This is a genomic window from Mesorhizobium sp. WSM4871, assembly GCF_055811295.1.
Window position 1 is genome coordinate 214,553 of sequence record NZ_JBVVPU010000007.1, and the last position, 25,542, is coordinate 240,094.

The following is a 25,542-nucleotide window of genomic DNA, read 5'->3' on the forward strand; positions in this document are numbered from 1 at the left end:
CAGGCGCGGCACTTTCAGCGAAGGAAAAACCATGCCCCTATCCTTGACTTTGACCCAAGGCGCTCTCCCGGACGGTCTCGAAGCGACCGCAATTGCGGAGATCACCGAGGCGTTCCTCGCGGCCCACAATCTCGGCGGGAATACGGTTATGACTCCCAATGTCACCGCCCATGTAAATATTCTTGAAAAGGGGAGAGCCTTTTCCGGAGGGAAACCAGTCGAAGGCGCTTGGCTCGAAACCAAGACACCGTCGTTTGCGCTTGCTGATCACCAGATTCAGGAAAAATTCTTCGTCGAAGTCACCGAGATACTTCATCGGCTTTCTGCGGGAAAATTGTCGCGGGATCGCATTTGGACCAACGGCGTCCACACGGTGGATGGAACGTGGAATCTCAACGGTCGGCCGCACGTGAATGCTGCGCTCGGCGCGGCGATTGCGAAGGGCTAACGCAAAGTCAAGCAGAGGGCGGTGGACTCTATCCGCCGCGCTCTGCGAAATCTCATTGGAGGCGCGCGAGAATGGCTAACCGGGATGTACCACATCAACTACTGCATACCATGATCCGAGTGACTGATCTTGATCGCTCTGTCGCGTTCTACGTGGATGCGCTTGGTATGCGGGAGTTGCGGCGAGAGGATTATCCATCAGGTGGATTCACGTTGTCCTTCCTCGGGTATGGGGACGAGGCTCAGAGCACAGTTATTGAACTGACCTATAATTACGATGGGACAGAATATTCCCATGGCAACGCCTTTGGACACTTGGCCGTTGCCGTCAGCGACATCTCGGCGGCGTGCGATCGTATGAAGAAACTCGGCGCGACCATAATTCGTCCTGCGGGGCTGATGGCGCATGCCGCGGTCAACGGGCAACGTGACACGATAGCGTTCGCGGAAGATCCTGATGGATACCGGATCGAGTTGATTGAGCGCGGATGAATTCCCAGGGCGCTAGTTTTCGGTCCCCGCAATTCTGCGTCACGCTTATGTTCTACCGCTGAGAGGAGTCATCTTGTCCAACACGGCCGCGGGAAAGGGCGACTCAACCGAGTGCCCAGCTTACCGCAGGTGTTCCCATGCGATGCTCGCCGCTTGCTCTTACCGGTACGATTCCCCTCGCGCTCCGATGTCCGATCCGCTCGAAGCGAACCCACCCGACATCTAGCGTGCCGCCCAGTTCATGCCGCGGCGAAGAATTGTTTTCATCTGCGGGATCTCGAACTCGTGCGCCTTGTGACCCAGGGATGAATAGAACACCCGGCCTTGGCCGTGCCTGCGTTTCCAGACCACGGGCATGGTCACGCCATTGATCCAATAGGCGTGGCTGCCTGAGAACTTTGTCGTCGCGAGCACTTCGTTGGCCGGATCGACATGCATGTAGTACTGTTCGGACCGATAGGGAAAGCTCGTGATTCCTTCCATCACCGGATCGTCCGGACTGGTGACCTCGACCACGTAGTCGATCACATTACCAGGGTGCGCAACCCACTGGCCACCGACAATGAACTGGTATTCGGTAGAATCGCGAAAGGCGTCTCCCATACCGCCATGATAGCCAGCAAGGCCGGCCCCTCCCTCGACAGCCAAAGCAAGGTCAAACGCCTCCTCCTTTCTTATGGTCGACATTGTAACGATCGGAACGATCAGAGAGTAGCCTTTGACCGCTGGATCGCTGAACGCTTCGGTCGAGGTTTCAACCCTTACGTTGAACCCGTCCTCAACCAGGAACTGCCTGATGATCTCGGCGCCATGCTCAGGCTCATGTCCATCCCATCCGCCCCAGACGATCAGTGCATCACGCAACGCAGCCTCCTATCAATCGCTGAGTTCGCCGTCCCGAAGCGAGTTGGCAAGCGGCGCTGGTCGTTCGACAGTGGTGGTGATGTCGACCGTGGAACGGGTCTCGGACGCCCGCCCAACCGCCTCCATAACCTCCAGGACATGGAGGCCAAGATCGCCGCTGGCGCGGTGCGACCGACCGGTGCGAATGGCATAGGCCATGTCCGCCAAGCCGATCGATCGATAGTTGCGGTCAGCATAAGGCAATGTCGGGGCGATGTCCGTCCATTCGGCCGAGGAGGAAAGCAGTTCGACCTGTCCACCAAATCGATTGGGGTCCGGTACCACCATCGATCCGCTGGTTCCATAGAGTTCAATGTGAGAGTGCCTGTGGCCTACCACGTCGAAGCTCATGGTTATCTGAATGATGGCGCCGTTGCTGAAGTTGAGCAATCCGGTCACATGTGTCGGCACCTCGACGGGGATGAGGTCACCGAACCGTTCTTTGGAAGTTATGCGGCGTTGTGATCGCGATGTCGCAACCATGCCGGCAACGCTTGCGACCGGCCCCAGCAGGTTGACCAAGTCCGTAAGGTAGTACGGCCCCATGTCGAGCATCGGACCGCCGCCCGCCGCATAGTAGAAGGCGGGATTTGGATGCCAGCTTTCGTGGCCGGGGACCATCATAAACGCCGTTCCGCCGATCGGCGTGCCGATCGCGCCTTGATCGACCAGTTGGCGGGCGAACTGGTGCGAGCCGCCGAAAAATGTGTCAGGAGCGCAGCCGACGCGAAGCTTGCTGGCTCGAGCGAGTTCTATTAACCGCTTGGCGTCTGCGAAAGACACACCGAGCGGCTTCTCAGAGTATACATGTTTTCCACCTGCGAGAGCGCGGAGGCCGACCTCGACATGCGACTTTGGATTGGTGAGGTTGAGGATGACATCGATGCGGGGGTCGGCGAATATCGCATCAGGCGAAACCCCCGGAATCCCGAATTCCTGGCTCCTCAGGTCCACGACATCAGGATTGATATCGGTCACTGCGACGATCTGAACGATAGGAAAGCTCGGGGCTGCCTTGATGTATGCCGCCGCGATATTGCCGAGCCCAACCACGCCAATACGAACCCGCTCCATCCTGCTATTGTCCTCTCAAGCAAGGTGACGAGGTCTGGCAGTGCACACAAAGCGTGGAGCTCGCTTGTTTTGGCACGCAAACGGTTTTGCGCGGACACTCTTGTCCGCGTCCATTAGAACGCAAAAAATCAGCGCGCCTCATGAGCCCCGAGCACCTTGTCATCATATGCGAGGATGTAAGCGCTGTGATCCAGGTCACCGAGACCGCTCTCAACCAGATCCTCAAAATGCTTGAGCGCGAGGTTTGCATGCGGTAGTCCGGCGAACGAGGTGCCCGGCGTGTCCGCAGCTAGTCGAAGATCCTTGAGGTGCATGTTGATCGCACCCTTTGCCGAAAAGTCTCGGGCGACCATGCGAGGCCCGTGCACTTCCCGCACTCGGCTGTCGGCAAAGCCGCCCGCCAAAGCCTCCAGCAACGTTGGGCAATCCAGGCCGAACTTCTCGGCAAATCGGAGACCTTCCGCTAGCGCGCCGATGTTGATCGCCGCAATCATTTGATTGACAAGCTTAGCCGCTTGGCCCGAGCCAACGGGACCCACCAGATGCGGCTTTCCCATGGTTTCGAGGTAGCCACGGAGCGTATTGAACGTCGCCTCCTGGCCGCCGACGAAAATCGCGAGGGATCCATTGATCGCTCCGACGACCCCTCCCGAGACGGGTGCATCCAGGAGATCAATCCCGCGTTCGGCCAGCGCCTCAGCAGTCTGTCTCGCCTGCTTCACGCCCGTCGTTCCCATATCGACGACGACCGCACCTGGTGACAGCGCCTCGAGGGCAGCATTATGTACCAATACTTCGTTTACTGCCCGTGCGTCGGTAAGCATGAGGATGACCGCGCGTTGTCCAGCAAGCGCGTCCTTTTGTTTCTCATGCATCGTAATTTCGGGCGCCAGCGGATGAGCCGATGTGCCGGATCGGCTCCAGGCGTGAACGGCAATCCCCGCCCGCGCCATCGCGTTGGCCATTGGCGCGCCCATGTTGCCAAGGCCGAGAAAAGCAACCGAGTTCATCGTCCCCTCGCCTCTTGCGGATTGATCTGATCCCCCATCGGCAATCGGGGCGACCGATCTCGAGCTAGGTCGAGTGCAACGTCGACAATCATGTCCTCCTGCCCACCCACCATGTGCCGGCGGCCGAGTTCCAACAAGATATCGCGAACATCGACACCGTGAGTGGTTGAGACGCTCTCGGCATGTCTGAGGAACGACGAGTAGACGCCGGCATAGCCGATGCTCAGCGTTTCGCGGTCCACCCGGACGGGTCGATCCTGAATCGGCCGCACCAGATCATCGGCGGCATCCATGAGGGTAAAAAGGTCGCAGCCGTGCTCAATCCCCAGACGATTGGCCACCGCAACGAACACTTCGAGCGGCGTGTTGCCGGCGCCAGCGCCCATGCCCGCGAGCGAACAATCAACGCGATAGGCACCGGCGTCGACCGCGGCCGTCGAGATGGCCACGCCGAGCGCCAGATTGTGGTGAGCGTGGATGCCGACCTGCGTGGTCTCCCCGACAGTATCGCGTAGCGCACGAATGCGATCGACCGCGGCAGGAATAGTCAACGCGCCCGCCGAATCCGTGACGTAGACGCAATGTGCACCATAGCTCTCCATCAACTTGGCCTGGGATGCAAGAACCTCCGGCGGGGCCATGTGCGCCATCATCAAAAAGCCGGCTACATCAATGCCGAGCTCACGCGCTGCACTGATATGCTGCGCGGCGACGTCCGCCTCCGTGCAATGCGTCGCTACCCGGACTGAATTAACACCGCTTGCTACCGCCCTTCGCAAGTCCTCGATGGCCCCGATGCCAGGCAGCAACAACGTTGTGAGACGCGCATTCTTGACCACTTCGGCAGCAGCCTCGATCCATTCGAGATCAGTGCAGCGACCGAAGCCATAGTTGAAACTTGAGCCCTCGAGCCCGTCTCCATGCGAGACCTCAATGGCGTCGACTCCGGCCGCATCAAGGGCGCCGGCGAGGGAACGGACTTGGTCGAGCGTGTACTGATGGCGGACAGCATGCATGCCGTCGCGTAAAGTCACGTCCTGGATGTAGACCCGTCCCGGCATCAGGCGGCCTCTGGCGTACGGGCGAGGCGTCTGGCCACCGCGAGTGCGGCCGACGTCATGATGTCGAGATTTCCTGCGTAGGCCGGCAGATAATCGCCAGCGCCCTCGACCTCGAGAAAGACCGTAACCTTAAGACCCCAACGGGCACCCAGGTTAGGGATCAGAGCCGGATTGTTCGGTCCAACACGGTCGAACTGCACCTTCTGCTTAAGGCGGTAGCCTGGCACATAAGCCTGTACCTTGCTTACTTGATCAGCGATCGAACGCTCGACCGCATCAGCGTCGTCCGTATCGGCAAGGCAATAGACCGTATCGCGCATTATGAGTGGCGGCTCAGCGGGATTGAGAACGATAATCGCCTTCCCGCGCGCAGCGCCGCCGACGCTTTCGATTGCACGGGCGGTCGTTTGCGTGAATTCGTCAATATTGGCTCGCGTGCCGGGCCCGGCCGATCTGGAGGCGATGGAGGCAACAATCTCGGCGTAGTGGACCGGCGCAACGCGGGTCACCGCCGCGACAATGGGAATGGTCGCCTGTCCGCCGCAGGTGACCATATTGAGATTGGGAAGGTTCAGATTGCGATCGAGGTTCACGGTCGGGACCACGTAGGGTCCGATCGCAGCCGGGGTGAGATCAATGGCCTGCTTGCCGTCATCGGCAAGCGGCCCGGCAATCTCATGATGAGCATGAGCAGATGTAGCGTCGAAGACGATCGCGATATCATCATAATCGGGAAGGCGACGCAGACCCGCGAAGCCCTGATGCGTGGTCGCCACTCCTAGCTGCCGGGCGCGGGCGAGCCCGTCCGAATTGGGATCGATGCCCGCCAGGGCCGCCAACTCGAAATGCTCCGGATGGCGCATGATCTTGATCATGAGATCAGTGCCGATGTTGCCCGATCCCATGATCGCAACCTTTGTTTTCGTCACGGTGATGCTCCCTATTTCTCTTACTTGATCGCACCTGCCGTCATCCCCTTTACCAGCTGTTCGGAGAAGAAGACGTAGATCACGATGACCGGCAGGATCGCGATCATCAAGCCGGTGGAGACCATACCGATGTCGGTGCCTTGATCGCTAAAGAAACGCTGGATTCCCATCGGCAAGGTGCGTTTGGAATCGTCGGTCACCAGCACGACCGCGTAGAGAAACTCGTTCCATAGGCTGATGAAGTTTAGGATGATCGTCGTCGAGATGGCGGGAATGCCGACGGGGACCGTTATGCGCCAGAAGATTTCGTAGTTTGAATACCCGTCCATTTTAGCCGCGTCGAACAGGTCCTGTGGCATCTGTGCGAAGAAGCTCTCCAGGATGTAGATGGTTAGCGGTAGCTGCAGGGACACATAGACGAGAGTCAGCCCGGTCAGCGTGTTGATGAGACCGTAGTCGATCAGAATTTGAAACAACGAGATGATGGTAAGCTGAGGCGGCAGCAGCACCGTGCTGAACAGTATCAGGAAGATCAGCGTCCTGCCCCTGAACTGGTATCGTGCAAGCGCGTGGGCGCCCATGGCGCCGATGACCGTCGTCAAAAACACGGCTGAGCACACGACGGTCACGCTGTTGCTGAAGTAGGTGGCGTAGTGAGAACTGTTCCAGGCGGCCGCGAACTTCTCCCAGTGCAGCTGTTGTGGAAGCGCGTACGGGTCCAGATTGATCTCGGCCGTGGTGCGTAGCGACATCGTCGCAATCCAGATGAAAGGGCCAGCGGAAAATGCTGTGTAGGCTGCCAGAACCGTCAGCAGAAGCGTCTTCCATACGAAAGGGTATCGCGACATGCTCAGTACTCCAGCTTGCCGCGCTGCCGTAGCGCCCAGGTCAGAAGCGTTACCGTAATCATGATGATGATGAACCAGACAGCACCCACCGCGGATGGGTAGCCAAGGTCAAAGGTGCGCCATTCAAAGGCGCGCTTGTAGACGTAGGTGGAGACCGTCTCTGTCGACCATAGCGGACCGCCCTTCGTCATGATCCAGACAAGGTCGAAGACCTTCATCTTGCCAATGAAAGCGAGGATAAAAAGATTGAGCAAGGTCCGGCGCATCATTGGAATGATGACGAAAATGAGCTTGCCGAACCACCCGCAATTATCTAGTTCTGCGGCGTCCAGGACCTCCCGCGGCAATGCGTAGAGGCCGGCTAGGCAGATCACCATATTGAAGCCGGCCCATTTCCAGGCATGGGTGAAGATGAGCGCCCACAGGGCCGTATCAGGGTCGCCCAACCAGGAATGCGCCAGACTTCCGAGCCCGGCTGAACGCAGAAGAAGGTTCACGATTCCCCAATCGTAGTTGTAGATCCACATCCAGAGGATGCCGACCACGACGTACGAGATCAGGACAGGTGTAAACCATGCGACCCGAAAAACTCGGGCGAAGGGCACCCCGGCATAGAGACAAAGCGCGAGCACGAGGCCAATGGCGACGTCGATGAGTGGCGCGACGCCGGCCCAGATCATCGTGTTATGGACAGCGTGCCAAAAATTGCCGTCGTGGAACATTTCGACGAAGTTCGCGACACCGACGAACTCCTGCCGGTTGCCAGGGCGGATCGTATGAAAGCTGTTCCAGAAGGTGCGGAACACGGGATAGGCAGTGAAGACGGCGTACATCAACAAGGCGGGCAGGAGAAAAAAGGTAATCTCCGCACGCGCGGTATGCAGGAATTCAAACGGCGAGCGCTTCACCGCCGACTGCGCGTTTGATCCTTTGATAGCAAATTCTGGCATTCACTCCCCCAAAAACCTGCAGGGCACCCTGGCATGAGCAGATTCAAAGCACAATAATTATATTATATGCTAAATAGCCAGCCCTCGCTTTAGGTCGGTTTCCTTCGCGGAAGTCATTTTATTTTTCCTCGTGCGGCGACTGGCCAAAAGCCGACGACCTTCGCACCCTTCGCTGCGACAATTTCTTCGTGGAGGTGGACCGTCGTATCCGAATAGCCGACATCGAACGCCACTCGGTCGCCAACGCAAGGGCTCCCGCTTGGCTCATTCAACTCGATTGTCGTGTGTTCGGCAGAGAGCCGAAGCGACTTCACCGGCGCGAGGCCGATGGGCTGTGGCATCGCGACGTCCCCGCTCATCGCCTTCTTTCCAACATCGACGACGATTCTCATGGGATTTGGCCTACTCACCACAGTCGAGATCACTTTGAGCGCGAAGGGGAAATTGACATGATAGTGATCGCGATAATGCAGGTCGCCGAATATACCGCCGCCAATTTGCACTTCGGTAATCCCGGGTTGCTCAAGGCAGTGGGGGAAAGTTCCGGTACCGCCACAACTGACGATTACTGGCTCGAGGCCCGCCTTTCGGCAGTCTTCGGCGCTTGCCGCAAGCCGGGCTATGGCGCCTGCGACTGCCAGCTTTTTAGCGCTAGGGTCGGCAATCGTCACGGCCTGGCTTTCCCAGCCGACGACGCCGGCAAAGATTAGTGCCGGTTGGGCCGCGATATAGCGCGCAAGTTCGACTACGCGATCCGGTTCGACTCCTGCGCGGTTCATGCCGATATTGACTTCGATCGCGACCCGAAGCCGTTTACCGGAGTGCTGGAGAGCCGTCGTCAGCTCATCCACATTGGACACGCTATCGGCACAGACGATCGGGTCGGCTGTTTCAAGGAGACGAACTAGCCGGCCGATCTTGTGGCGCCCCACGATCTGATTGGCAATCAGGATCCCGGGGATGTTGGCCGCGGCCATCACCTCGGCCTCGCCAAGCTTGGCACAGGTGACGCCGATGGCGCCCTGTCGGATTTGAAGACGCGCGATCTCGATCGTTTTGTGGGATTTTACGTGAGGGCGCCATGCGACACCGTGGGTAAGGCACGAGACTGCGACATGTTCAATATTGGCTTGGAGGATGTCGAGATCGACCACGAGCGCAGGTGTGTCAAGGTCGCTTAGACTCAGGCCTCCAAATTCTCCGGAAAGGGTCATTGGCAGACCCTCTCGGAGACCAGGTAGGCCGCCTCGACCAGGCGCATCGTCTCAAGATTGTCCCGAGCATCCGTCTCGAATCTGCGACCAGTTTCCAAGCCGTCAACGAAGTGCCCGATGGCATCGTCAAAACTTTGCTGGTACCCTTCGGCTTGATCAAACCGTACCGCTCGCGGGACGGGGCCCATCAAGCGAAGTTCGGTGCCCTCCAGTACAGCCGACGCGCGCCTGCCGATCAACTCCAGCCGATCCACAGGCATGGCCGGATAGCCAGGCGCGGCAACGCTTCCGGTGAGCGCAATCGTAGCGCCTTTTGCGGTGGCGAGCAGAATGGAACCCGACGTCTCTCCGCGCACATCTGGGAGCTGCCGAGCCGTGTGAGCTGACAATACCCTTAGCTCACCGCATAGGCTACGAAGCGTGTCGAGGTGGTGGATCATGATTTCGGCAAAAAGCAGCCGCTCTTCATGTCGCATGAAAGGCTGCCGTTCGAGCATCGGAGCGACCCCTGCAGGTCCCGGAATGAACCCCGAAGACAGCAACGCCATTCGACCGATGGAAACCTCGCCCAGGTCACCATCATCGATCCAGCGCTTGAGCCTGCGGTACCAGGGGCGAAACCGCCAATTGTCGTGGACCATGAACCGCGCCCTGTCACCGACACAGGAAACGAGCTGTTCGGCCGAAGCCAGCGAAGGAGTCATCGGTTTCTGGCACAGAACCGCGATGTCTTGTCGGACCGCAGCTTCGACCCAACCCGCATGCGCATCGCGTGGAGAAGCAATGTCAATTGCATCCAACGCCTCATGCGCGAATAGATCGGCAGCCCCTTGGTAAACCGCCTTGATTCCGAATTCCTGTGCCCGGGCCGCCGCGCGCCCGAGATCAGGATCGCAGATGGCAACGACTTCGGCACGACCGCCGAGGCGCTGCCAGGCCTTCAAGTGAAACCAGCTGATCATGCCAGCGCCGGCGAGAGCCACCCTCAGCATGCGGTGAACCCGAACAATCGTACCGGATTGTCTTTCATGACGCGAAGGCGGTCGTTTCCGTCGGGAAGCCAACGTTCCAGGGGCGAGACCACATCTTTGTAAGAAGGCCTCCAGGAAACGCCCACGAACGGCCAGTCTGATCCCCATAGGCAATTGTCCAGGCCATAGGCGTCCAGCAGGGCCTCGACGTAAGGGTCGACATCCGAAAAGCCGCCGAGCAACGGAGAGATCCTGAATACGGAAGACAGCTTGATGACCGCTCGGCCCTCGCGGCCGAGCCGAAGCACCTCCTGGAAGCCGGGTTGGGCAAGCCCGCCTGCTACGGATTCGAGCCCGAAATGGTCGACGAGGATGCGCGTGCGGCTTGGCCTCGGCAGCGCAGCCAACTCAACCCACTGCGCGTCCCTAGCATAGATTTGTGCGAACCATCCGAGATCACCGATGCGCTCGAGTAGCGTGGCAACGCCGGGACGGCGCAGTGCCAATGGATCATAGCTCGGCAGGTTGAACCGGGCTCCGACGACGCCGGCTGCTGCCATGGATTCGAGCTCACGATCGGTGATTGTCGGCTCGACCATCACCACGCCGCGATACGCGCCAGGATCTGATGCCAGAACATCGAGGATCGAGGCGCTGTCGGTTCCATATCCGCTGAGCTGAACGACCACGGCGCCAGATATGCCGTTGACATCGAGCGTGCGCCGCAGTTCGGCCTGTGTCCCGACTTCATCCGGCGCTGGCTTATATCCTCCACCAGGCGGCAGCGGATGGCGCTCGGGATCTATCACGTGGACGTGACAATCCACGCCGCCAATCAGTTTGCTTGCCATTCGATCGCCTTGGTGGTTGTGGCGTCGAACAGGCGCAGTTCGGAAAGATCGACGACAACATCGATCCGCTCGTCGAGTTGTAGCGCGGTATCGCGCCCGAATCTGGCAGTCACCTCGCCCTTCGCACCCTCGATTTCAAGCACCGCCAGCGTCTCGGCGCCCAGCGGCTCAAGCCCGCGCACCCGCGCCGGCAGCGCCGCCGTTGCCTTGCCCTGAAAACCCGGCTCGTGCATGTCTTCCGGCCGTATTCCAAGGATTATGCCGTCCTGGCCGGCAGTGCTCGACAATGCCTCCGCCGTCCCGAGCGGGATCGTCTGATTGCCGATGCGGGCCGCCAGTTTTCCACCGTCATCCACAAGGCGGGCTTCGAGGAGGTTCATCGGCGGGGCGCCGAGGAAGCGCGCGACGAAAGTGTTGATCGGCCGTCGATATACTTCGAGCGGTCTGCCGATCTGTACCACCTCGCCGAGGTTCATGATGCAGATGCGGTCGCCCATGGTCATTGCCTCGATCTGGTCATGGGTGACGTAGATAGAGGTGGTGCCGATATCGCGTTGCTGTTTGATGATCTCGTTGCGCGTCGTGTTGCGTAACGCCGCGTCGAGGTTCGAGAGCGGTTCGTCGAACAGGAACACCTTGGGGTCCCGCACAATGGCGCGGCCGAGCGCCACACGTTGACGTTGGCCACCGGAGAGTGCGTGCGGGCGGCGCTGCAGATAATCGGTAAGCCCCAGGCGGGCCGCGACAGCGTCGACGCGCTTTACGATTTCGTCCGACGGGACCCCTCGTCGACGCAAGCCAAAGGCCATGTTGTCGTAGACCCGCATATGCGGATAAAGGGCATAGGACTGGAACACCATGGCAATGTCGCGGTTCTTTGCTGGCACCTGGTTGACCACGGTCCCGTCAATCGAAACAGTGCCCGACGTGATCGGCTCGAGCCCGGCGATCATGCGCAGGACGGTTGATTTGCCGCAACCCGACGGACCCAGCAGAACCATGAACTCGCCATCGGCAACGGCAAAGGTGACGTTTTTCACCGCTGGCATGGAGCTGTTGTCGTAACGCTTGCCAAGTTCGTCCACGGTTACGACTGCCAAATCCACCTCCAAGGGCACGCGTGCTCCTCGCCACGAACCGTGTCGATTCACATCTGTCATTTAAGCATATAATATGCCTTTTGCAAGAGCCGTTGAGTGATACACGCAGAAAATCTGAGGGGCAGCGAACTGCATCGACGTGCCTTGCCTGCTTGCGATTTAGCATATTATATGTACTTTTGAAGGAAACTCAGTGTCGGAGAGCTTGACGTGCTGACTGTGTCTCAACGAAATCCACGATATTTCCAGAACACAAAAGGCGAAATCGTCTACCTTGCTGGCTCGCATAATTGGGCTAATTTCAAGGATTTCACTAGCGACGACGTCGACATGCCGCCCTTCGACTTCGACAGGTTCCTGGACTTCCAAGATCGCTACAAGATGAACTTTTTCCGGCTATGGAATTGGGATTTCCCACGGTCTCCCATGCGCATGGACGTCTATGCGACAGCCATGTGGCGAAGAACACCGTTTCCCTGGGCACGTACCGGGCCCGGCCTTGCCAATGACGGCCTTCCGCGTTTCGATCTAACCAAATTCGACGAGTCCTACTTTACCCGGTTGAGGGAGCGGGTCGCTGCCGCAGCCCAACGCGATATCTATGTTGCGATCATGCTGTTCGGCGGCGTGGAACATTTCACGGCCCGCAACGGGCCGACCGGCTTTCCTTTCGACCGAAACAACAACGTCAACGGCATCAGTTGCGGCAGTCTTCGCTCACAGACGATCATGTCCGAAGCGCTGCCTTACCACGAGGCGTATGTCCGGCGGGTTGTCGATACGGTTAACGACCTCGACAACGTGATGTACGAAATCGCTAACGAGGCGGGCAGCCATTCGATAGAATGGCAGTTTCATCTGGTCGACCTGATCAAGCATCATCAGGCCGGGCTGCCCCATCAGCACCCCGTGGGCATCACCGACATTACCGACGTCGAGAATCGTGTGCTGATGTCGAGCAATGCGGACTGGATGTCTCCGTCGGGTGCCGACGGCTATGGAATCCCAACCGATCCGCCCTCGGCGACCGGCGAGAAGGTGATCATCAACGACACTGATCACTCGGCCTTCTACCCGTTGCTGCAGAAAGCAGGTGAAGCAGGCCAGCGGGCCTGGATCTGGAAAAGCTTCCTGCGCGGCTGCAACCTCGCCTTCATGGATCCTTATCTCATGCCTTGGCCCGGACGTAACGAAAGCAATGGTGTGGAACTCGACCCCTATTGGGAAACGCTGCGCGTCAATATGAAATATACACGCGAGTTTGCAGATCGCGTCGACCTGGCTGAGATGAGGCCGTCCGGACATCTGACATCGACCGGCTACTGCCTGGCCAATCCATCAGGACCCGATGCTGCATTTCTGGTTTTTCTGCAGACGAAGGAACGGGTCACGGTCGACCTGACCACAGTGTCCGGCTCACTTGCCGTCGAGTGGTTCGATCCATCGACGGGGTTTTCAATTCCGGATGCCTCCGTCACCGGTGGCGGGAAGGTAGGGCTGTTGTCGCGTTCAGACGGGGATGCGGTGCTCTACCTACACAGGTAGTAGCAGATAAGCGCGCGATCCTATGCCGTATCGGCAACGCGGCGCTTCGACTTGCCCATCACTCGTCGAGATTCTTCGCGAGCAAAGGCCATCTGCCAGGCCGACCGCGAATTGTCGAGGACCTGCTCCATTGCCTGGCGGGCCGCCTTGGAGTCCCGAGCCAAAATGGCATGACACACCGCGGCATGATGCGGCAGTGAATTCGGCGCTTCAATCGAGATGCTCACTGTGATCTTGAAGGTCGCAGTTAGGGCGGTCTCGATCAACGTTCCCAGCGCGCTCAGCAGCGGATTGTCGGAAGACTCAAGAATCGCAAGATGAAATTCCAGATCCGTCGCAATCCAGGCTTCTTCATTGTCCGCGCTTCCGACCATGCCATCGAAGGCCGCCGATATCCGCGCGTGGGATTCCTTCGAACCACGTTCGGCAGCCCATGCGGCGGCGCCAGGCTCGATTAGCCAACGAATTTCGTGTACCGCCTGGATGAAACCTTGCTGGTCGCCACTCTGACTCCACCAAGTGAGCACGTCCGGATCGAGCATGTTCCATTCTGAACGAGGCTGGATGATCGTACCGATCTTTGTGCGCGATCGGATCATTCCCTTCGCAGCCAGAACTTTGATTGCCTCACGGACGCCGCTTCGGCTCACTCTGATCTGGTCAACAACATCGGCCTCAACAAGGACCTCTCCAGCCTTCAATTGTCCGCTGACGATCCTGAACCCGATTTCATCAACAACCGCCCTGTGCAAGCCCTTTTGCACCGGATCAAGCCAAACACCCCGCGGCTGGCGATCCCTTGCCAACGCACCCCTTCCACGTTCGCCGGTTTTGCTCACCACATGGCTCTCCACTTCAATCCGTACTGGCTACAGCCGACATTTCGCGACCCTCATTTCCGGTTCTCGAATCAACCCTTGCTGGTCATGACCTGACAAGACTCTCTGTACCTTCTGTCGAGTGCAAGCGCACGTGCCTGTCTGCGCTGATTTTCACCGTAACGGTTGTGCGGCCGATTCTGTGGCTTGCCAAGTCAAATAATCATATAATATGCTGACAAGGAACTCAATCAGAAAAGGGGAACACAGCATGTGCATGTCTTTCGATTGGCGTGTCGCGGGGATCACGTTGGCCGCCGCGGCCGGCCTCTTTTGCGACGCCGCCACGGCTCAAGACCAGACGACACTGACGGTCTGGAGCCATGAAATTGGCAGCGCCGAGAAGGTAGCGTGGCGCGAGCTGGCGGCACGAAACTTCGAGAAGTCGCATCCCGGCGTTACGGTTAAGATCACCTGGTACGACAAACCGGACCTCAATGCCGCCCTGAAGGCGGCGCTGCTCGCTGGTACGGGTCCCGACGCATTCTACATCGAGCCCGACCAGACCGAATACATTGACAACGGGTTCATTGTCCCGCTTGACGACCTGATCGACTGGAGCGTCATTCATCCATGGACCAGGGATGTCTGGAAACATGACGGCAAAACCTATGGCGTTCCGCAGGAAGTCTATACGGTGGACCTCGAGTACAACTCCGCCCTGATGGAAAAGCTCGGCATCACAGTGCCGTCAAACAAGCAATTCTCCGGGACCGATTTTCTCGGCGTAATCAAGAAATCGGTCGATGCCGGCATAACCCCGATGGCTGTCGGCGTTGGCAATCGCCCGTATCCCGGTGCGTTCTTCACGCACGAACTGCTTCTCAAGCAGTTGGGTCTGGCGGACTACGGCAAGCTGCTCAAGGGCGAAATCTCCTATACCGACCCGCGCGTGATGAAGGTGTTCGACTACGTCAAACAGGTCGCGGATGCGAAAGGCTTTCCGAGCAGTTTCACGACGCTGACCCTCGGCGAGACGTTCTCATATTTTTCAGTTAAGCCTGGGGCACTGATGGCTCCGATGGGCAGCTTCATGGTACCCAATATCGCCAACCCGCCGGAGAAGGGTGGCCCGCCCGTCGGCTTTCCCATGAGCTTCATGAAGTTCCCGCTTCTCGACGGCGCAGTCTGTCCAAACTGCAAGACGGCGGCGGTAGGTGCCAGCTTCGCGATCAACGCAACCAGCAAGAACCAGAAGCTCGCCGCAGAGTTCTTGCAGGAGATGGCAAAGCCCGAAATGGGCGTCCTCTGGCTGCAGAACATCCTGCTGCAGACTGCTACCATCACCGGTGACGCGAAGGTCACCGGTCCATATGCCAAATATTTCGAGGAGCTCCTGGCGGTGAACGCCGATGCCGACGTTTTCGTAGGTCTCGCCAATGACAACCTACAAGGACAATGCAAGGATACCTTCGCTCAAGTTGTCAACACAGCCTTGCCAGCTGGGCTCATTTCGCCGGCAGATGCAGCGGCGCGTTTGGACCAGGACTGCTTCAAGAGCTAGTTGACATGTGCGTGGGGCGCACTCCCCGCCCCACGCACAAATCGACGTAACGTCAAATGGACGCCTCTATTGGCTAGGCGGAGATCACATAGTTGAACGAAAACGAGAGCAGCATGACTTTCGCGTGCAGCTATTGCGAGCAAAACTGCGATAGCGCTTGAGATTATCTCTCCTTTTCGATCCGACAACGCGCCAAACCAGCCGCACTGCTGACGGTCACTCGCTGCCGGTCATGGATCGGACGGAAGAGGCTTCCTCAAGAAGCGTGGCGAGCGCGGTCGCCCTTTTGTCAGGTGCGACGTTGAAGTCGACTATCGCAATCAGCATGTTTGGTCCCTCACTACTATGAATGCGGAGAACATATGCGCGGTAACTTGTGCCGGCCGCCGCCGATCTGTCAATTTTGCGCTGCTATCGGACAATCATGGAGGAGCAGGGCGGCGAATACCTTCCACTCCGCAGCCTGGACGTAGAGTGCGCTGTGGCCCGTAGACACTTCTGCTGACTGATGAGCAAAAGCTGCCGGCATGACCGTTCAAGGGCCACAAGCGAGTGATCGACAAAGCGATGGAATACCCGGTCATTGGCCACACCACGCCGTTCGGTGTGTTGTTCCATCTGTCAAGCCCGCTGCCGTTAGCGTCCCGCTCGGATGTCGTAATCGACCCAATCTAGCGCTCCAATACCGATAGCGTATCAATTGCCCGATCGGCCCTCACGTGACGCAGCGCGGGCTGGCGACATCCCATTCGGCTCACTCCACGCCGGCGTATCCTGGCTCCGGCGCCCCAAGTGCGTCGAATGAGGATATGGGTCAATAGGTAAAATACCTATTGACACTTTGAATCTTTTTACCGAAGGTTTGACCTATGACTACTGGGACGGCCCGTGGCGGAAAAGGAATGCATCGCATGCATGATAAGGGTGGAAACGTTCCCCGCTTGTCCCTGCGCAATCTGGTCAAGTCCTTCCCCGGGGTGCGCGCAAACGACGGTATTTCGTTCGACGTCTGGCCCGGCGAAATCCACGCGCTGATGGGTGAGAACGGGGCCGGGAAATCCACCCTCGTGCAGATGGTTGCGGGCGTCTATCAGCCTGATTCAGGCGACATCCTGCTTGATGGCGTCTCCCTGCTAGGGGGAGATGAGCGCGCATCGGCGGAGGCGGGCGTCGCAATGGTCTTTCAGGAGCGGTCCCTGGTGGGTGTCTTGTCTGTCGCCGAGAACATCTTTGCCGGGCGGCAGCCGGCCAACGCCATAGGCTACATCAGGCGTGGCCAGATGGAGAAAGAGGCTCGGCGAATCCTCGACCATCTAGGTGTCGATATAGATCCAAGGGCTCGCGTGGAGACGCTGTCGCCCGGCCAGCAGCAGATGGTAGAGATCGCCAAGGGCCTCTCACACGATTTGAAGGTGATCATCCTCGACGAGCCGACCTCCTCGCTCACGATCAAGGAAAGTCGCCAGCTGTTCGAGGTGCTGCGGCAACTCGCAGCCCAGGATATCGCCATCATCTATGTGTCGCACCGCATGAACGAGATCTTCGAACTGTCGGACCGGCTGACCGTTCTCAAAGATGGCAAGCTGGCCGGGACGAGAAAGACATCGGAGGTCTCATCAGGCGAACTGATCGCTTTAATGGTAGGGCGCGAACTGAGCTTCGAACCGGAGACCCGACGCGTCCCCCCCGACGCTCCGGTCGCACTCGAACTCAGAAACCTCAAGGCCGCGCCCTCGGTGGTCGATGTCACCTTCGCACTGCGTTATGGCGAGATGGTTTGCTTGGCGGGCCTGCTCGGTGCCGGTCGTACCGAAACGTGTGAAGCAATCTTCGGTGTTCGAGAGATTACTGGAGGCACCCTAAAGGTCGACGGTGCGGACTTCCATCCCAAAAGCCCCATGGCCGCGATGAAGGTCGGCATCTCCATGGCGCCAGAGGACCGCAAGGAAGGCGGCCTCTTTCTGGACTTTCCCATATGGGGCAACATCGCGGCCGCAAACCTTGCGGCTTTTGCGAAATGGGGCTTTCTGGACGGAGCCGCCATTAGGGCGGAGAGCAAGCAGCGCGTTGCCGAGCTGCGCGTCGCCACGCCAGACGTCGATCGGGCGGTCATGAATCTGTCTGGCGGCAACCAGCAAAAGGTGCTGCTCGCAAAGTGGCTAGTCCGTAGCCCGCGCATCCTCATCGTCGATGAGCCGACGCGCGGGGTGGATGTGGGTTCCAAGGCCGATATCTATCGAATCTTGCGCAGTCTTGCCGAGCGCGGCATGGCGATCCTCGTCGTCTCGTCCGATCTGCCGGAAGTGCTGGCGCTCGCCCATCGCGTTGTTGTGATGGCGGACGGTTGCAGCGTGGCTGAAATGGACGGTGCCGAAGCCACCGAACACACCATTCTCGAACTTGCCTCTCCGATTTCTCCTAAGACCAGGGCTGCAACTGCATGACGACCGAAATCCCAAAGAGCCTCGATCCCGCGAAGGCGAGTCGTGCATCCGCGCAGACCCAGCTGAAAAAGCTGGTTTATCTCATGGCGACCGATCGTCCAAAGCTGCTCGCGCTGATGATTGCCATTCTTCTTGCGGTCATGGCGGTATTCGAGCCTGCGACATTTCTGAATCCAAACAACTTCGCCGTCGTCCTGCTCGACACTTCCCAGACTGCGATCTTGGCTTGCGGTATGATGCTGCTGATGATCTCGGGTGCCTTCGACCTCTCGATTGGCGGCAATCTGGCCTTCTCCGGCATCGTTGCAGCCATGGCGGCAAAGTTCTGGGGGTTTCCTCCCGCTGCAGCCTTCATGATCGGGTGCCTGTTCGGCACGGCGCTCGGTGTGCTCAACGGCGTCCTCGTCACCCGATTCCGGATCAACGCGCTGATTGCGACACTGGCAACGCTCTCTATTTTTCGGGGCATCCTTCAGCTTGTTTCCCCCTCGGGGGTGACAAACATCGGCAACGGCTACAACGCGCTGGGTCAGACAAAGATCCTCGGGGTCTATTCGCCTTTCTGGATCATGGCCGTGATCGTCGTCATCATGGCTGTCCTGGTCGCCCGGACACGCTTTTTCCGGCAGGCCTACTATATCGGCGGCAATGCCCGTGCAGCTCAGCTATCAGGCATCAATGTCGAGCGAACCCAGTTCATCTTCTTTATGATCATGGGTTTTCTGGCAGGGCTCGCCGGTGCGCTTCTGGCCTCGCGGCTTAATACGGCCGTGGTCATGGCCGGCAACGGCATCGAACTCAAGGTCATCACCGCAACAGTTCTGGGCGGCGCAAGTCTTGCCGGAGGTTCCGGCACCGTGTTCGGCGCTTTTTTGGGCGTTCTGTTCATGGCGCTCCTGCAGAATGCGATGATCATCGCCGGCATCAACCCGCTCTACCAACTCGTCTTCGTGGGTGTGGTCCTGCTCCTCAGCGTGGGGCTGGACCAGTTCGCCCGCGGCAACGCGCGGGCATAACGAGAGACTAGGAACGAGAACAGCTGAATGGAACCTGATAAGTCAACCAAAAGAGAGGGTCGAACCATGGATATCGCAACAACCATAGCATCAGTTACCACGGCCACCGTCATCGCGCTGGCCGTACCGGCTTGGGCCGGCGGTGAAACCGGTCTCGACAAGCCCTTCGGCTCGCCAGACCGCTCTAGCCAGGAATATGTCTGGATCTCCAACGCGTCCAACCTGCCGATCTTCGTCGAGAAGGTCTATCCGGGTCTGCAAGCGGCGGCGAAGGCATTGAACGTGAAAGTGCGGGTAGCCGGCCCGACGTCCGTGGACCTTGTCGCCTTCATAGCCACCGTCGAAGCTGAATGCACAAAGAAGCCGGCCGGCATGATCGTCGTGGGCGGCTGGGATGATGCGCTGGCCTCGGAAGTCGACAAATGTGTCGACCAGGGTGTGCCGACCATTGTCACCGACGGCGACTTGCCTATGTCGAAGCGTCTCACTTATGTCGGCACCGACTGGTATCAGATGGGTTACAAACACGGTGAAAACCAGTGCCGGTTTCACAAGGAAGCCGGGCGGACCGAAGGCAAGATTGGGACCATCTCCATCCTCGCGGCCAACAACTTCATCAAGGCCCGTCAAGGCCTGCGTGATGCCCTCGCAGCAGGCTGCCCCGGAATCAAGGTGATTGCAGACGAGGACTCCGGCACCAATGTCGAACAGGTGGCGGCGAACTCTGCCGCTATCATCCAGGGCAATCCGGACCTGACTGGCATGGTCGGATTCGATTCCGAGGCCGGGCCAGGGATCGTGCGCGCCGTTGCGGAATCTGGACGCGCCGACCTCATTGTCACCGCCAACGAAGCGGGCAAGGATTTCTTCCAGACGATCAAGGACGGGACGGTCAAGGCGATTTCCATGGAGAAGTACGAGACCATGAACTTCTTTGCCGTGGTCATGCTGTACGCCTATCACAACGACATGATCCGGACTTTCGGGCTCGACCCCAAGACTGGCAATCCGCTGCCGTCCTCAGCGGATTCGGGGCTTATCTTCGTTACTTCGGAGAATGTCGACCAGATCGTCGGGAAGTAGCCGCTGACCGCAATAGGAAACGACGTGGCCCGGCGGTCGACCGCCGGGCCCTGAGTCTTAAGGGGAGGATAAGCGGAAATGGCGGCGCGTTTTGAGGGAAAGGCAGCTCTCGTGACTGGAGCAGCCACAGGCATCGGACAGGCGACCGCCGTGCGACTGGCGGTCGAAGGCGCAACGGTCGGCGTAAACCATCTGCCCGGAACGTCTGCGGACGAGACGCTCGACATGATCGCTGCGGCCAATGGAAAAGCCGTGATGCTCCCTGCCGACATGCGTGATCCACATGCGGTCAAAGCCATGGTGTCCGACATGAGGGATCGCGCTGGGCGGCTTGACTACATCGTTTCGAACGCGGCGATCAATCCCGACTTGCCGTGGGATCGTACGACATTCGAGAATTTCGACGAGCTCTTCGAAACGAATGTGCGTGGTGCATGGGTCGTTTGCACCGAAGGTGCAAAAGTCATGCGGTCACAGGGTCGTGGCGGCGCCATCGTACTTGTCAGTTCCATTTCGGCTCACGTCGCCGCACCTGGGCAGGTGGCCTACTGCGGCACCAAGAGCGCCATCTCGATGCTGGGCAAGGCGCTCGGCGCCGTGCTTGGTGAGCACGCAATTCGCGTCAACGTGGTGGAGCCTGGCGCTGTCTCGACGCCAATGAGCGCCTCCCTGTTCCACAACGCTGAGGCCATGAAATTCTATAACGACCGGATCGCACTCCATCGCGTCGGCAAGCCGGAAGAGCTTGCAGCAGCGATTGCCTTTCTTCTGTCGGACGAGGCGAGCTACATCACATCCGCGGCTCTGCTGGTCGACGCAGGCTTTATCGTCAACGCGGAGATCTGATCACTTCGGTCCAAGGTCAGTATCCTTGGATGAGTTACCCTGTGCCCACATCTGGTTCATTTCGGCTTCCACCCGATTGGTCACTTCGGTGACCATCTTCCGGAAAACGGTATCGGATATCTTTTTCGCTTCGTGGTAGAGCGCCGAGATCAATTTCAGATGCGCGGCCATCGCCTGGAAGGCGCGCATTGGTTCCTTCGCCGCAATGGCCTCGAAAATAGCGGTGTGATCGCGGATCGACAATTCATCCGCGCCCTGCATGTGAATCGTGTTGGTGCGCTGGTCGACCAACCATTCCTGCATGATGTCGTGAAGGGCGATGAACACCGGATTTTCGGTGATCAGGGTGATCTCGTAGTGGAAGGCCACGTCGGTGCGAACGAATTCCGACGGCTTGCCCGCTGCTGCTATGTTTGCCTCAAGCTTGTCCTTCAGGGCCGATATCTGGTGTGGCGTCGCCCGCATCGCCGCTTGCAGGGAAATGCCTGGCTCGAAGAGCAACCTCGCCTCTTCCATGTGTGTCTGACCGTCGGGGGTTGACGCGATGCGGCGAACGAGCGTGGCTGCCTGTTCATTCATGAAATCGTAGCCGGGTCGCGCCACTTCCGCGCGCTTGCCGCTGGCAATTTTCACCAGTCCTTGCTGCTGAAGGTAGAACAATGCCTGGCGCACCGCCGGTCTGCCCACGCCGAATCGATCGGCAAGGTCCTTTTCAGACGGTAGCTGGCTCCCAATGGGAAACTCACTCTTGTCGATCAAAGCCGCCAGATGGTCGGCCACGTCATCGGCGCGTGTGCGCTTGCCGATGGACAAGCGGGGTAGTGGCTGCATTAACGGGCTCATAGCTGTTGATTCAACGTCGCTATCAATAACCGTTCGAACCAATATGACAATAGTTCAATCAGCTTTGACCCTGTTGTGCCGACCTGTCGAGTTCCAGAAATATCCAGCCGTCCATACGCTCGCCCGGCATCAGCACCTTGATGCCGTGAGGAGCAGTCGGATCCGCCGCCATGCGGTTCAATGCATCATTGGCGTTGCTGACAGGCTCGACGCACGCAAAGTCGTAGTCGATGGGCGAATAGAGCTGCAACCGCGGAAAACTCTCGCTCGCAGTCATGACCAGTTTCGTACCGTCGGGCCAGCACAGTTCCGCGCTTCTATCCCACTCTTCAAAGCACCGATCCACCCTTGTCTCGCAAATATCGAGACCTGAACTGAAGTCGAGCGCACCGAGTGACCCCGGGGGTTGGTGGAGCGCATCGGGAGCGTCCGGCGGCCACACGGAGACAGCACGAAAGGCCAAGGTGGTTCCCGGCGGTCGAGGGAAGTAGGGATGGAAGCCCAACCCTGCCGGCATCGGCGTGCTATCGGCATTCTCGATTGCCAGCGAGATTTGCAGCCCACTGCCGGTGAGCCTGTACCCAAGCTCGGCACGATATCGCCACGGCCATTCGCCCTCATGAGGCAAGTGTCGGTGTTGGAGCTGGATCTCGTTCTCATTCGCCGCGATCGTGTCCCAGCCATGAACCCAGCCATCGCCATGGGTATAGGTCGGTTCCTCCGCCACATTGCGCGCTAAGGAAACGAAACGATCCCCCCAAAAAAAGCCCTTGCCGAAACTCGGCCCGCTGAGCGGGACCAATGGAAAACCGGCAAAGCCATAGGGAAGCGCCTGTTCCATGGCAATCGAATTGGCCGGTCGCATGACGTCGCGGGTGCTGTGGCGCAGGCTAACGATCCTGCCGCCAAATTCCGGGGCCAGCACAAGGTGCCAATCGCCATGGTCGAGCGTCACGAGAGGGCCGGTTCGGTGCTTGCGGATCGGTGGCATCAGACCCTTCCCACCTGCAGGCTCTCCTCGACGACGGTGACCGCGTCGCCGGCTATGGTGACGATGCCGTCGGCCAGTTCGCAATGAAGATCGCCGCCCCGAGAAGACAGATGCTTGGAATGTACCTGCGTCTTTCCCAGCCGCCCCACCCAAAACGGAACGATGATCCGGTGCGCGGTCCCACATACCGGGTCTTCCGGAAGGTTGAGTTTTGGGGCGAAGACACGGATAACGATGTCGCTTCCAGTTCCCGGGGCCGTGCAGATGAGCGCTCCACGGTCAAGGTCGGAGACGAGCCTGAGATCGGGCGACAGCTTTGCGACATCCACCTCGTCACCGAAGACAGCGACGTAGCCAAAATCGGCGACGTAGGTTTCGAGCGGTTTTGCCATTAGCGCCCGACTCAGATCGGCACCGCGCTCCGTGCTGGTGTATCCGAGTACTGGCCAGTCGGCGGCCACGCGAGCTCCAGTACGTCGGATCGGCAAAAGGGAGCCGTCGGGCCGGCGAAACATGGCGGTTCCATCGGCCGCAAGCGCGTGATGGGCTGCCGCGTGCACGCCATGACCCGCCCCCGGATGAGGGCCGTCAGGAAGGTAGAAGGAAATCGCGTGCTCGCCGTTGTCGCCCGGCCGAAGAACCGTCACCATTTCGCCGTCATGGCTGCGGGAGATCGAGGCACCGTCCTCTGGCGGCACATCGCTGTCCGGCACAAGGACCCATGCCGGGTTGCCATGTTGGACATCGCTGGCAAAGGTGATGATGCGGAACAGGCCGTTTTTCACGTCGTCGCTCCCGGTCTGTAGGCAATCACTTTCATTTCCACCTTGCAGCAGAACATGAAGTTTGCGGGAAAGACCGAGCGCGTGGGAGGATCGGCGAGGAAATAGGTTTTGTAGACCGCATTGAAGGCGGCGAAGTCGCGTGGGTCCGATAGCCAGCACTGGCAGTCCACTACGTCGTCAAGACCCGCTCCGGCTCTTGCCAGCGCCGATTTTAGGGCTTCGAATGTGCGATGAACCTGCTCGTCGAAAACCATGTTCTCCAGCCCGCTGCCATCGCTGACAGGTCTGCCCTCTGCATCGAAGACCACATCGGCCGGATCGAAGGTCCAAGGACCGTAGGCGGAGGTAAAAATGAAATCCCCGGCACGCACTGCCTGCGAGATCGGGACTTCCGGATGGGCGGGCCAGGCTGTCTTCATGGACTCTCTCCGTAGCCGCGCCCTATGATCGGCCAACTGCCGCAGGGTTTGCCGTCTCTGACAAGGTGGTACCGGTCGTATAGATTGACGGTCGGATCGCAATGCGAAGGGTAGAGAGCGACCTTGGCGCCGACGGGCAGGCTGCCTCCGCCTGGAACGTCGAGACACCCGTGCTCATCGCCCATAAAACGGTACACGGTCCCGGCGGGCGCCCCCTCGACGACGACCGGATGACCGGAGTCGGTGGCGAACGCCTTCAGCCCGGCATTGATTATGATGCGCTGCGGCGTCACGGCTGACACGACGTGCGCCCATAAATACAGAGCATGACGGAACGGATTTTCGTCGGCCTTTATCGGCAGTGGCCCGTAGCAACTGTCCAGGAAAAGGAAGGAGCCAGGTTGAAGCTCGGTGAACAGGCCTAGCTCAAGGTCTATCGCTAGCGTTCCAGTTCCGCCGCCGGTGATGATCGCGGGGGGGAGTCCCGCCACAGCAAGTCCTTCGACGATGTCGCGAAGCCTGCCAGCCTGCTCGTCAACTCTTGAGCGGCGCTCCTCGAAGCGAGACACCTGCTGAAGATGGCCCCAATAACCCTGTACCCCCTTATATTCGAGCGCCGCTTGGGCTCCAATCGCAGAGGCGAGCGCGACCGCTTGTTGTGCATCGGCCACCCCCGTGCGGCCTTGTCCGACATCGCAATCGATGAGAACCCGCAGTGTCGCGCCACGAGAGTCGACCGCGCGGGCAAGTGCGGGAAGCGTCGACGGCTCATCCACGACGACCATTATGTCGCTCGCCGCCGCCGCCAGGGCAGCAATGCGTGCGAACTGATCGGCTGTGCCCTGCGGCGCGGTGACCAGAATGCCGCGGACCCCGCCCGAGACGAGCGCCTCTGCCTCCCAAAGGGTCGCAACGCAGGCGCCAACACTGCCGGCTTCCGACAATTGGCGGGCGATGGCAACGCATTTATGCGACTTGGCATGGGGCCTCAGGCTGAGGCCAGCGGCGCGCGCCATAGAAAAGGCAGTAGCAACATTGGCGTCAAGCGCATCGAGGTCAAGGACAAGAGCCGGCGAGAATATCGCCTCGGTCATGCGTGCGCCTCATGCTTCCTTACGCTAGCTCGTGAGCGGTGAGCCAATTGTCCAATGGTAGATAGCATGCATCAATTCCGCGATAAAGTGAATACCTATTATAGCTATTGACTTTTTGTTGGACTGACAATCAGATGAAGAGGGCGGCATAAGTTGCCTGATATATCGGTGGTGATCGACGCGGTTTGTATGGCGAATTCCGGAGTCACCCGCGCATCGTCGGCGCAAGTCACGATTGAGGTCG

The 25,542-nt window shown here is 59.1% G+C and carries 25 protein-coding genes; 8 read left to right on the forward strand and 17 right to left on the reverse strand.

The window, feature by feature from the left end:
* Nucleotides 1–31: 31 nt before the first annotated feature.
* Both AC0L2H_RS16505 and gloA read left to right on the forward strand, forming a co-directional pair.
* Nucleotides 32–448 (forward strand): 4-oxalocrotonate tautomerase, encoded by a 417-nt coding sequence (locus AC0L2H_RS16505; protein WP_473591220.1) that lies wholly within the window; start codon nt 32–34, stop codon nt 446–448.
* Nucleotides 449–519: 71 nt separating this feature from the next.
* Nucleotides 520–939 carry a lactoylglutathione lyase gene (gene gloA, locus AC0L2H_RS16510; RefSeq protein WP_473591221.1) on the forward strand — a complete coding sequence of 140 codons (420 nt, stop codon included), beginning with the start codon at nt 520–522 and terminating at the stop codon, nt 937–939.
* A 222-nt stretch (nt 940–1,161) separates the two neighbouring features.
* On the opposite strand, the gene AC0L2H_RS16515 is transcribed toward gloA, so the two are convergent.
* The 11 genes from AC0L2H_RS16515 to AC0L2H_RS16565 all read right to left on the reverse strand — a co-directional run bounded on the left by AC0L2H_RS16515 (nt 1,162) and on the right by AC0L2H_RS16565 (nt 11,850).
* Complete coding sequence (locus AC0L2H_RS16515) at nt 1,162–1,803, reverse strand: ThuA domain-containing protein (RefSeq protein WP_473591222.1); 642 nt, start codon at nt 1,801–1,803, stop codon at nt 1,162–1,164.
* Nucleotides 1,804–1,815: 12 nt separating this feature from the next.
* Complete coding sequence (locus AC0L2H_RS16520) at nt 1,816–2,916, reverse strand: Gfo/Idh/MocA family protein (protein WP_473591223.1); 1,101 nt, start codon at nt 2,914–2,916, stop codon at nt 1,816–1,818.
* Between the two features lie 128 nt (nt 2,917–3,044).
* On the reverse strand, nt 3,045–3,926 hold the full coding sequence (locus AC0L2H_RS16525) for an NAD(P)-dependent oxidoreductase (protein WP_473591224.1): 882 nt from the start codon (nt 3,924–3,926) through the stop codon (nt 3,045–3,047).
* Nucleotides 3,923–4,987 (reverse strand): 4-hydroxy-2-oxovalerate aldolase, encoded by a 1,065-nt coding sequence (gene dmpG, locus AC0L2H_RS16530; protein ID WP_473591225.1) that lies wholly within the window; start codon nt 4,985–4,987, stop codon nt 3,923–3,925. Before dmpG ends, AC0L2H_RS16525 begins: the two co-directional genes overlap by 4 nt.
* Entirely contained in the window at nt 4,987–5,916 is a 930-nt protein-coding gene (locus AC0L2H_RS16535; RefSeq protein WP_473591226.1) for an acetaldehyde dehydrogenase (acetylating), read from the reverse strand. Before AC0L2H_RS16535 ends, dmpG begins: the two co-directional genes overlap by 1 nt.
* A gap of 20 nt (nt 5,917–5,936) precedes the next feature.
* Nucleotides 5,937–6,764, reverse strand: coding sequence for a carbohydrate ABC transporter permease (locus AC0L2H_RS16540; protein WP_473591227.1), 828 nt, complete (start codon nt 6,762–6,764; stop codon nt 5,937–5,939).
* A 2-nt stretch (nt 6,765–6,766) separates the two neighbouring features.
* The gene (locus AC0L2H_RS16545; RefSeq protein WP_473591228.1) at nt 6,767–7,714 is read right to left on the reverse strand and encodes a carbohydrate ABC transporter permease; all 948 of its coding nucleotides are present in this window, start codon (nt 7,712–7,714) and stop codon (nt 6,767–6,769) included.
* Nucleotides 7,715–7,827: 113 nt separating this feature from the next.
* Nucleotides 7,828–8,928, reverse strand: coding sequence for an alanine racemase (locus AC0L2H_RS16550; protein WP_473591229.1), 1,101 nt, complete (start codon nt 8,926–8,928; stop codon nt 7,828–7,830).
* Nucleotides 8,925–9,890: a Gfo/Idh/MocA family protein gene (locus AC0L2H_RS16555; RefSeq protein WP_473591230.1), complete on the reverse strand. Its 966-nt coding sequence runs from the start codon at nt 9,888–9,890 to the stop codon at nt 8,925–8,927. The genes AC0L2H_RS16550 and AC0L2H_RS16555 overlap by 4 nt, the downstream gene beginning before the upstream one ends.
* Nucleotides 9,891–9,913: 23 nt before the next feature.
* Nucleotides 9,914–10,750, reverse strand: a complete 837-nt coding sequence (locus AC0L2H_RS16560) for an amidohydrolase family protein (RefSeq protein ID WP_473591231.1) — start codon at nt 10,748–10,750, stop codon at nt 9,914–9,916.
* Nucleotides 10,735–11,850, reverse strand: coding sequence for an ABC transporter ATP-binding protein (locus tag AC0L2H_RS16565; RefSeq protein ID WP_473591232.1), 1,116 nt, complete (start codon nt 11,848–11,850; stop codon nt 10,735–10,737). The genes AC0L2H_RS16560 and AC0L2H_RS16565 overlap by 16 nt, the downstream gene beginning before the upstream one ends.
* Nucleotides 11,851–12,060: 210 nt before the next feature.
* Here AC0L2H_RS16565 and AC0L2H_RS16570 point away from each other — a divergent pair, with 210 nt between their 5' ends.
* The gene (locus AC0L2H_RS16570) at nt 12,061–13,395 is read left to right on the forward strand and encodes a hypothetical protein (RefSeq protein WP_473591233.1); all 1,335 of its coding nucleotides are present in this window, start codon (nt 12,061–12,063) and stop codon (nt 13,393–13,395) included.
* A 20-nt stretch (nt 13,396–13,415) separates the two neighbouring features.
* On the opposite strand, the gene AC0L2H_RS16575 is transcribed toward AC0L2H_RS16570, so the two are convergent.
* Nucleotides 13,416–14,234, reverse strand: coding sequence for a FadR/GntR family transcriptional regulator (locus tag AC0L2H_RS16575; protein ID WP_473591234.1), 819 nt, complete (start codon nt 14,232–14,234; stop codon nt 13,416–13,418).
* A gap of 250 nt (nt 14,235–14,484) precedes the next feature.
* Between AC0L2H_RS16575 and AC0L2H_RS16580 the strand changes: the two genes are divergently transcribed.
* The 5 genes from AC0L2H_RS16580 (at nt 14,485) to AC0L2H_RS16600 (ending at nt 21,166) form a co-directional block, all read left to right on the forward strand.
* Entirely contained in the window at nt 14,485–15,777 is a 1,293-nt protein-coding gene (locus tag AC0L2H_RS16580; protein WP_473591235.1) for an ABC transporter substrate-binding protein, read from the forward strand.
* 941 nt (nt 15,778–16,718) lie between these two features.
* On the forward strand, nt 16,719–18,221 hold the full coding sequence (locus AC0L2H_RS16585; RefSeq protein WP_473591236.1) for a sugar ABC transporter ATP-binding protein: 1,503 nt from the start codon (nt 16,719–16,721) through the stop codon (nt 18,219–18,221).
* A complete protein-coding gene (locus tag AC0L2H_RS16590; RefSeq protein WP_473591237.1) occupies nt 18,218–19,237 on the forward strand; it encodes an ABC transporter permease in 1,020 nt (339 codons plus the stop codon). The genes AC0L2H_RS16585 and AC0L2H_RS16590 overlap by 4 nt, the downstream gene beginning before the upstream one ends.
* A gap of 66 nt (nt 19,238–19,303) precedes the next feature.
* Nucleotides 19,304–20,320 (forward strand): substrate-binding domain-containing protein, encoded by a 1,017-nt coding sequence (locus AC0L2H_RS16595; protein ID WP_473591238.1) that lies wholly within the window; start codon nt 19,304–19,306, stop codon nt 20,318–20,320.
* A 78-nt stretch (nt 20,321–20,398) separates the two neighbouring features.
* Nucleotides 20,399–21,166, forward strand: coding sequence for an SDR family NAD(P)-dependent oxidoreductase (locus AC0L2H_RS16600; RefSeq protein ID WP_473591239.1), 768 nt, complete (start codon nt 20,399–20,401; stop codon nt 21,164–21,166).
* On the opposite strand, the gene AC0L2H_RS16605 is transcribed toward AC0L2H_RS16600, so the two are convergent.
* The 5 genes from AC0L2H_RS16605 to AC0L2H_RS16625 all read right to left on the reverse strand — a co-directional run bounded on the left by AC0L2H_RS16605 (nt 21,167) and on the right by AC0L2H_RS16625 (nt 25,298).
* Complete coding sequence (locus tag AC0L2H_RS16605) at nt 21,167–21,979, reverse strand: FCD domain-containing protein (protein WP_473591240.1); 813 nt, start codon at nt 21,977–21,979, stop codon at nt 21,167–21,169.
* Nucleotides 21,980–22,067: 88 nt separating this feature from the next.
* The gene (locus AC0L2H_RS16610; RefSeq protein WP_473591241.1) at nt 22,068–23,000 is read right to left on the reverse strand and encodes an aldose 1-epimerase; all 933 of its coding nucleotides are present in this window, start codon (nt 22,998–23,000) and stop codon (nt 22,068–22,070) included.
* Nucleotides 23,000–23,785, reverse strand: coding sequence for a PhzF family phenazine biosynthesis protein (locus AC0L2H_RS16615; RefSeq protein ID WP_473591242.1), 786 nt, complete (start codon nt 23,783–23,785; stop codon nt 23,000–23,002). The genes AC0L2H_RS16610 and AC0L2H_RS16615 overlap by 1 nt, the downstream gene beginning before the upstream one ends.
* Nucleotides 23,782–24,204: a RidA family protein gene (locus AC0L2H_RS16620; RefSeq protein WP_473591243.1), complete on the reverse strand. Its 423-nt coding sequence runs from the start codon at nt 24,202–24,204 to the stop codon at nt 23,782–23,784. The genes AC0L2H_RS16615 and AC0L2H_RS16620 overlap by 4 nt, the downstream gene beginning before the upstream one ends.
* Nucleotides 24,201–25,298, reverse strand: coding sequence for an alanine racemase (locus AC0L2H_RS16625; protein ID WP_473591244.1), 1,098 nt, complete (start codon nt 25,296–25,298; stop codon nt 24,201–24,203). Before AC0L2H_RS16625 ends, AC0L2H_RS16620 begins: the two co-directional genes overlap by 4 nt.
* Nucleotides 25,299–25,542 lie beyond the last annotated feature (244 nt).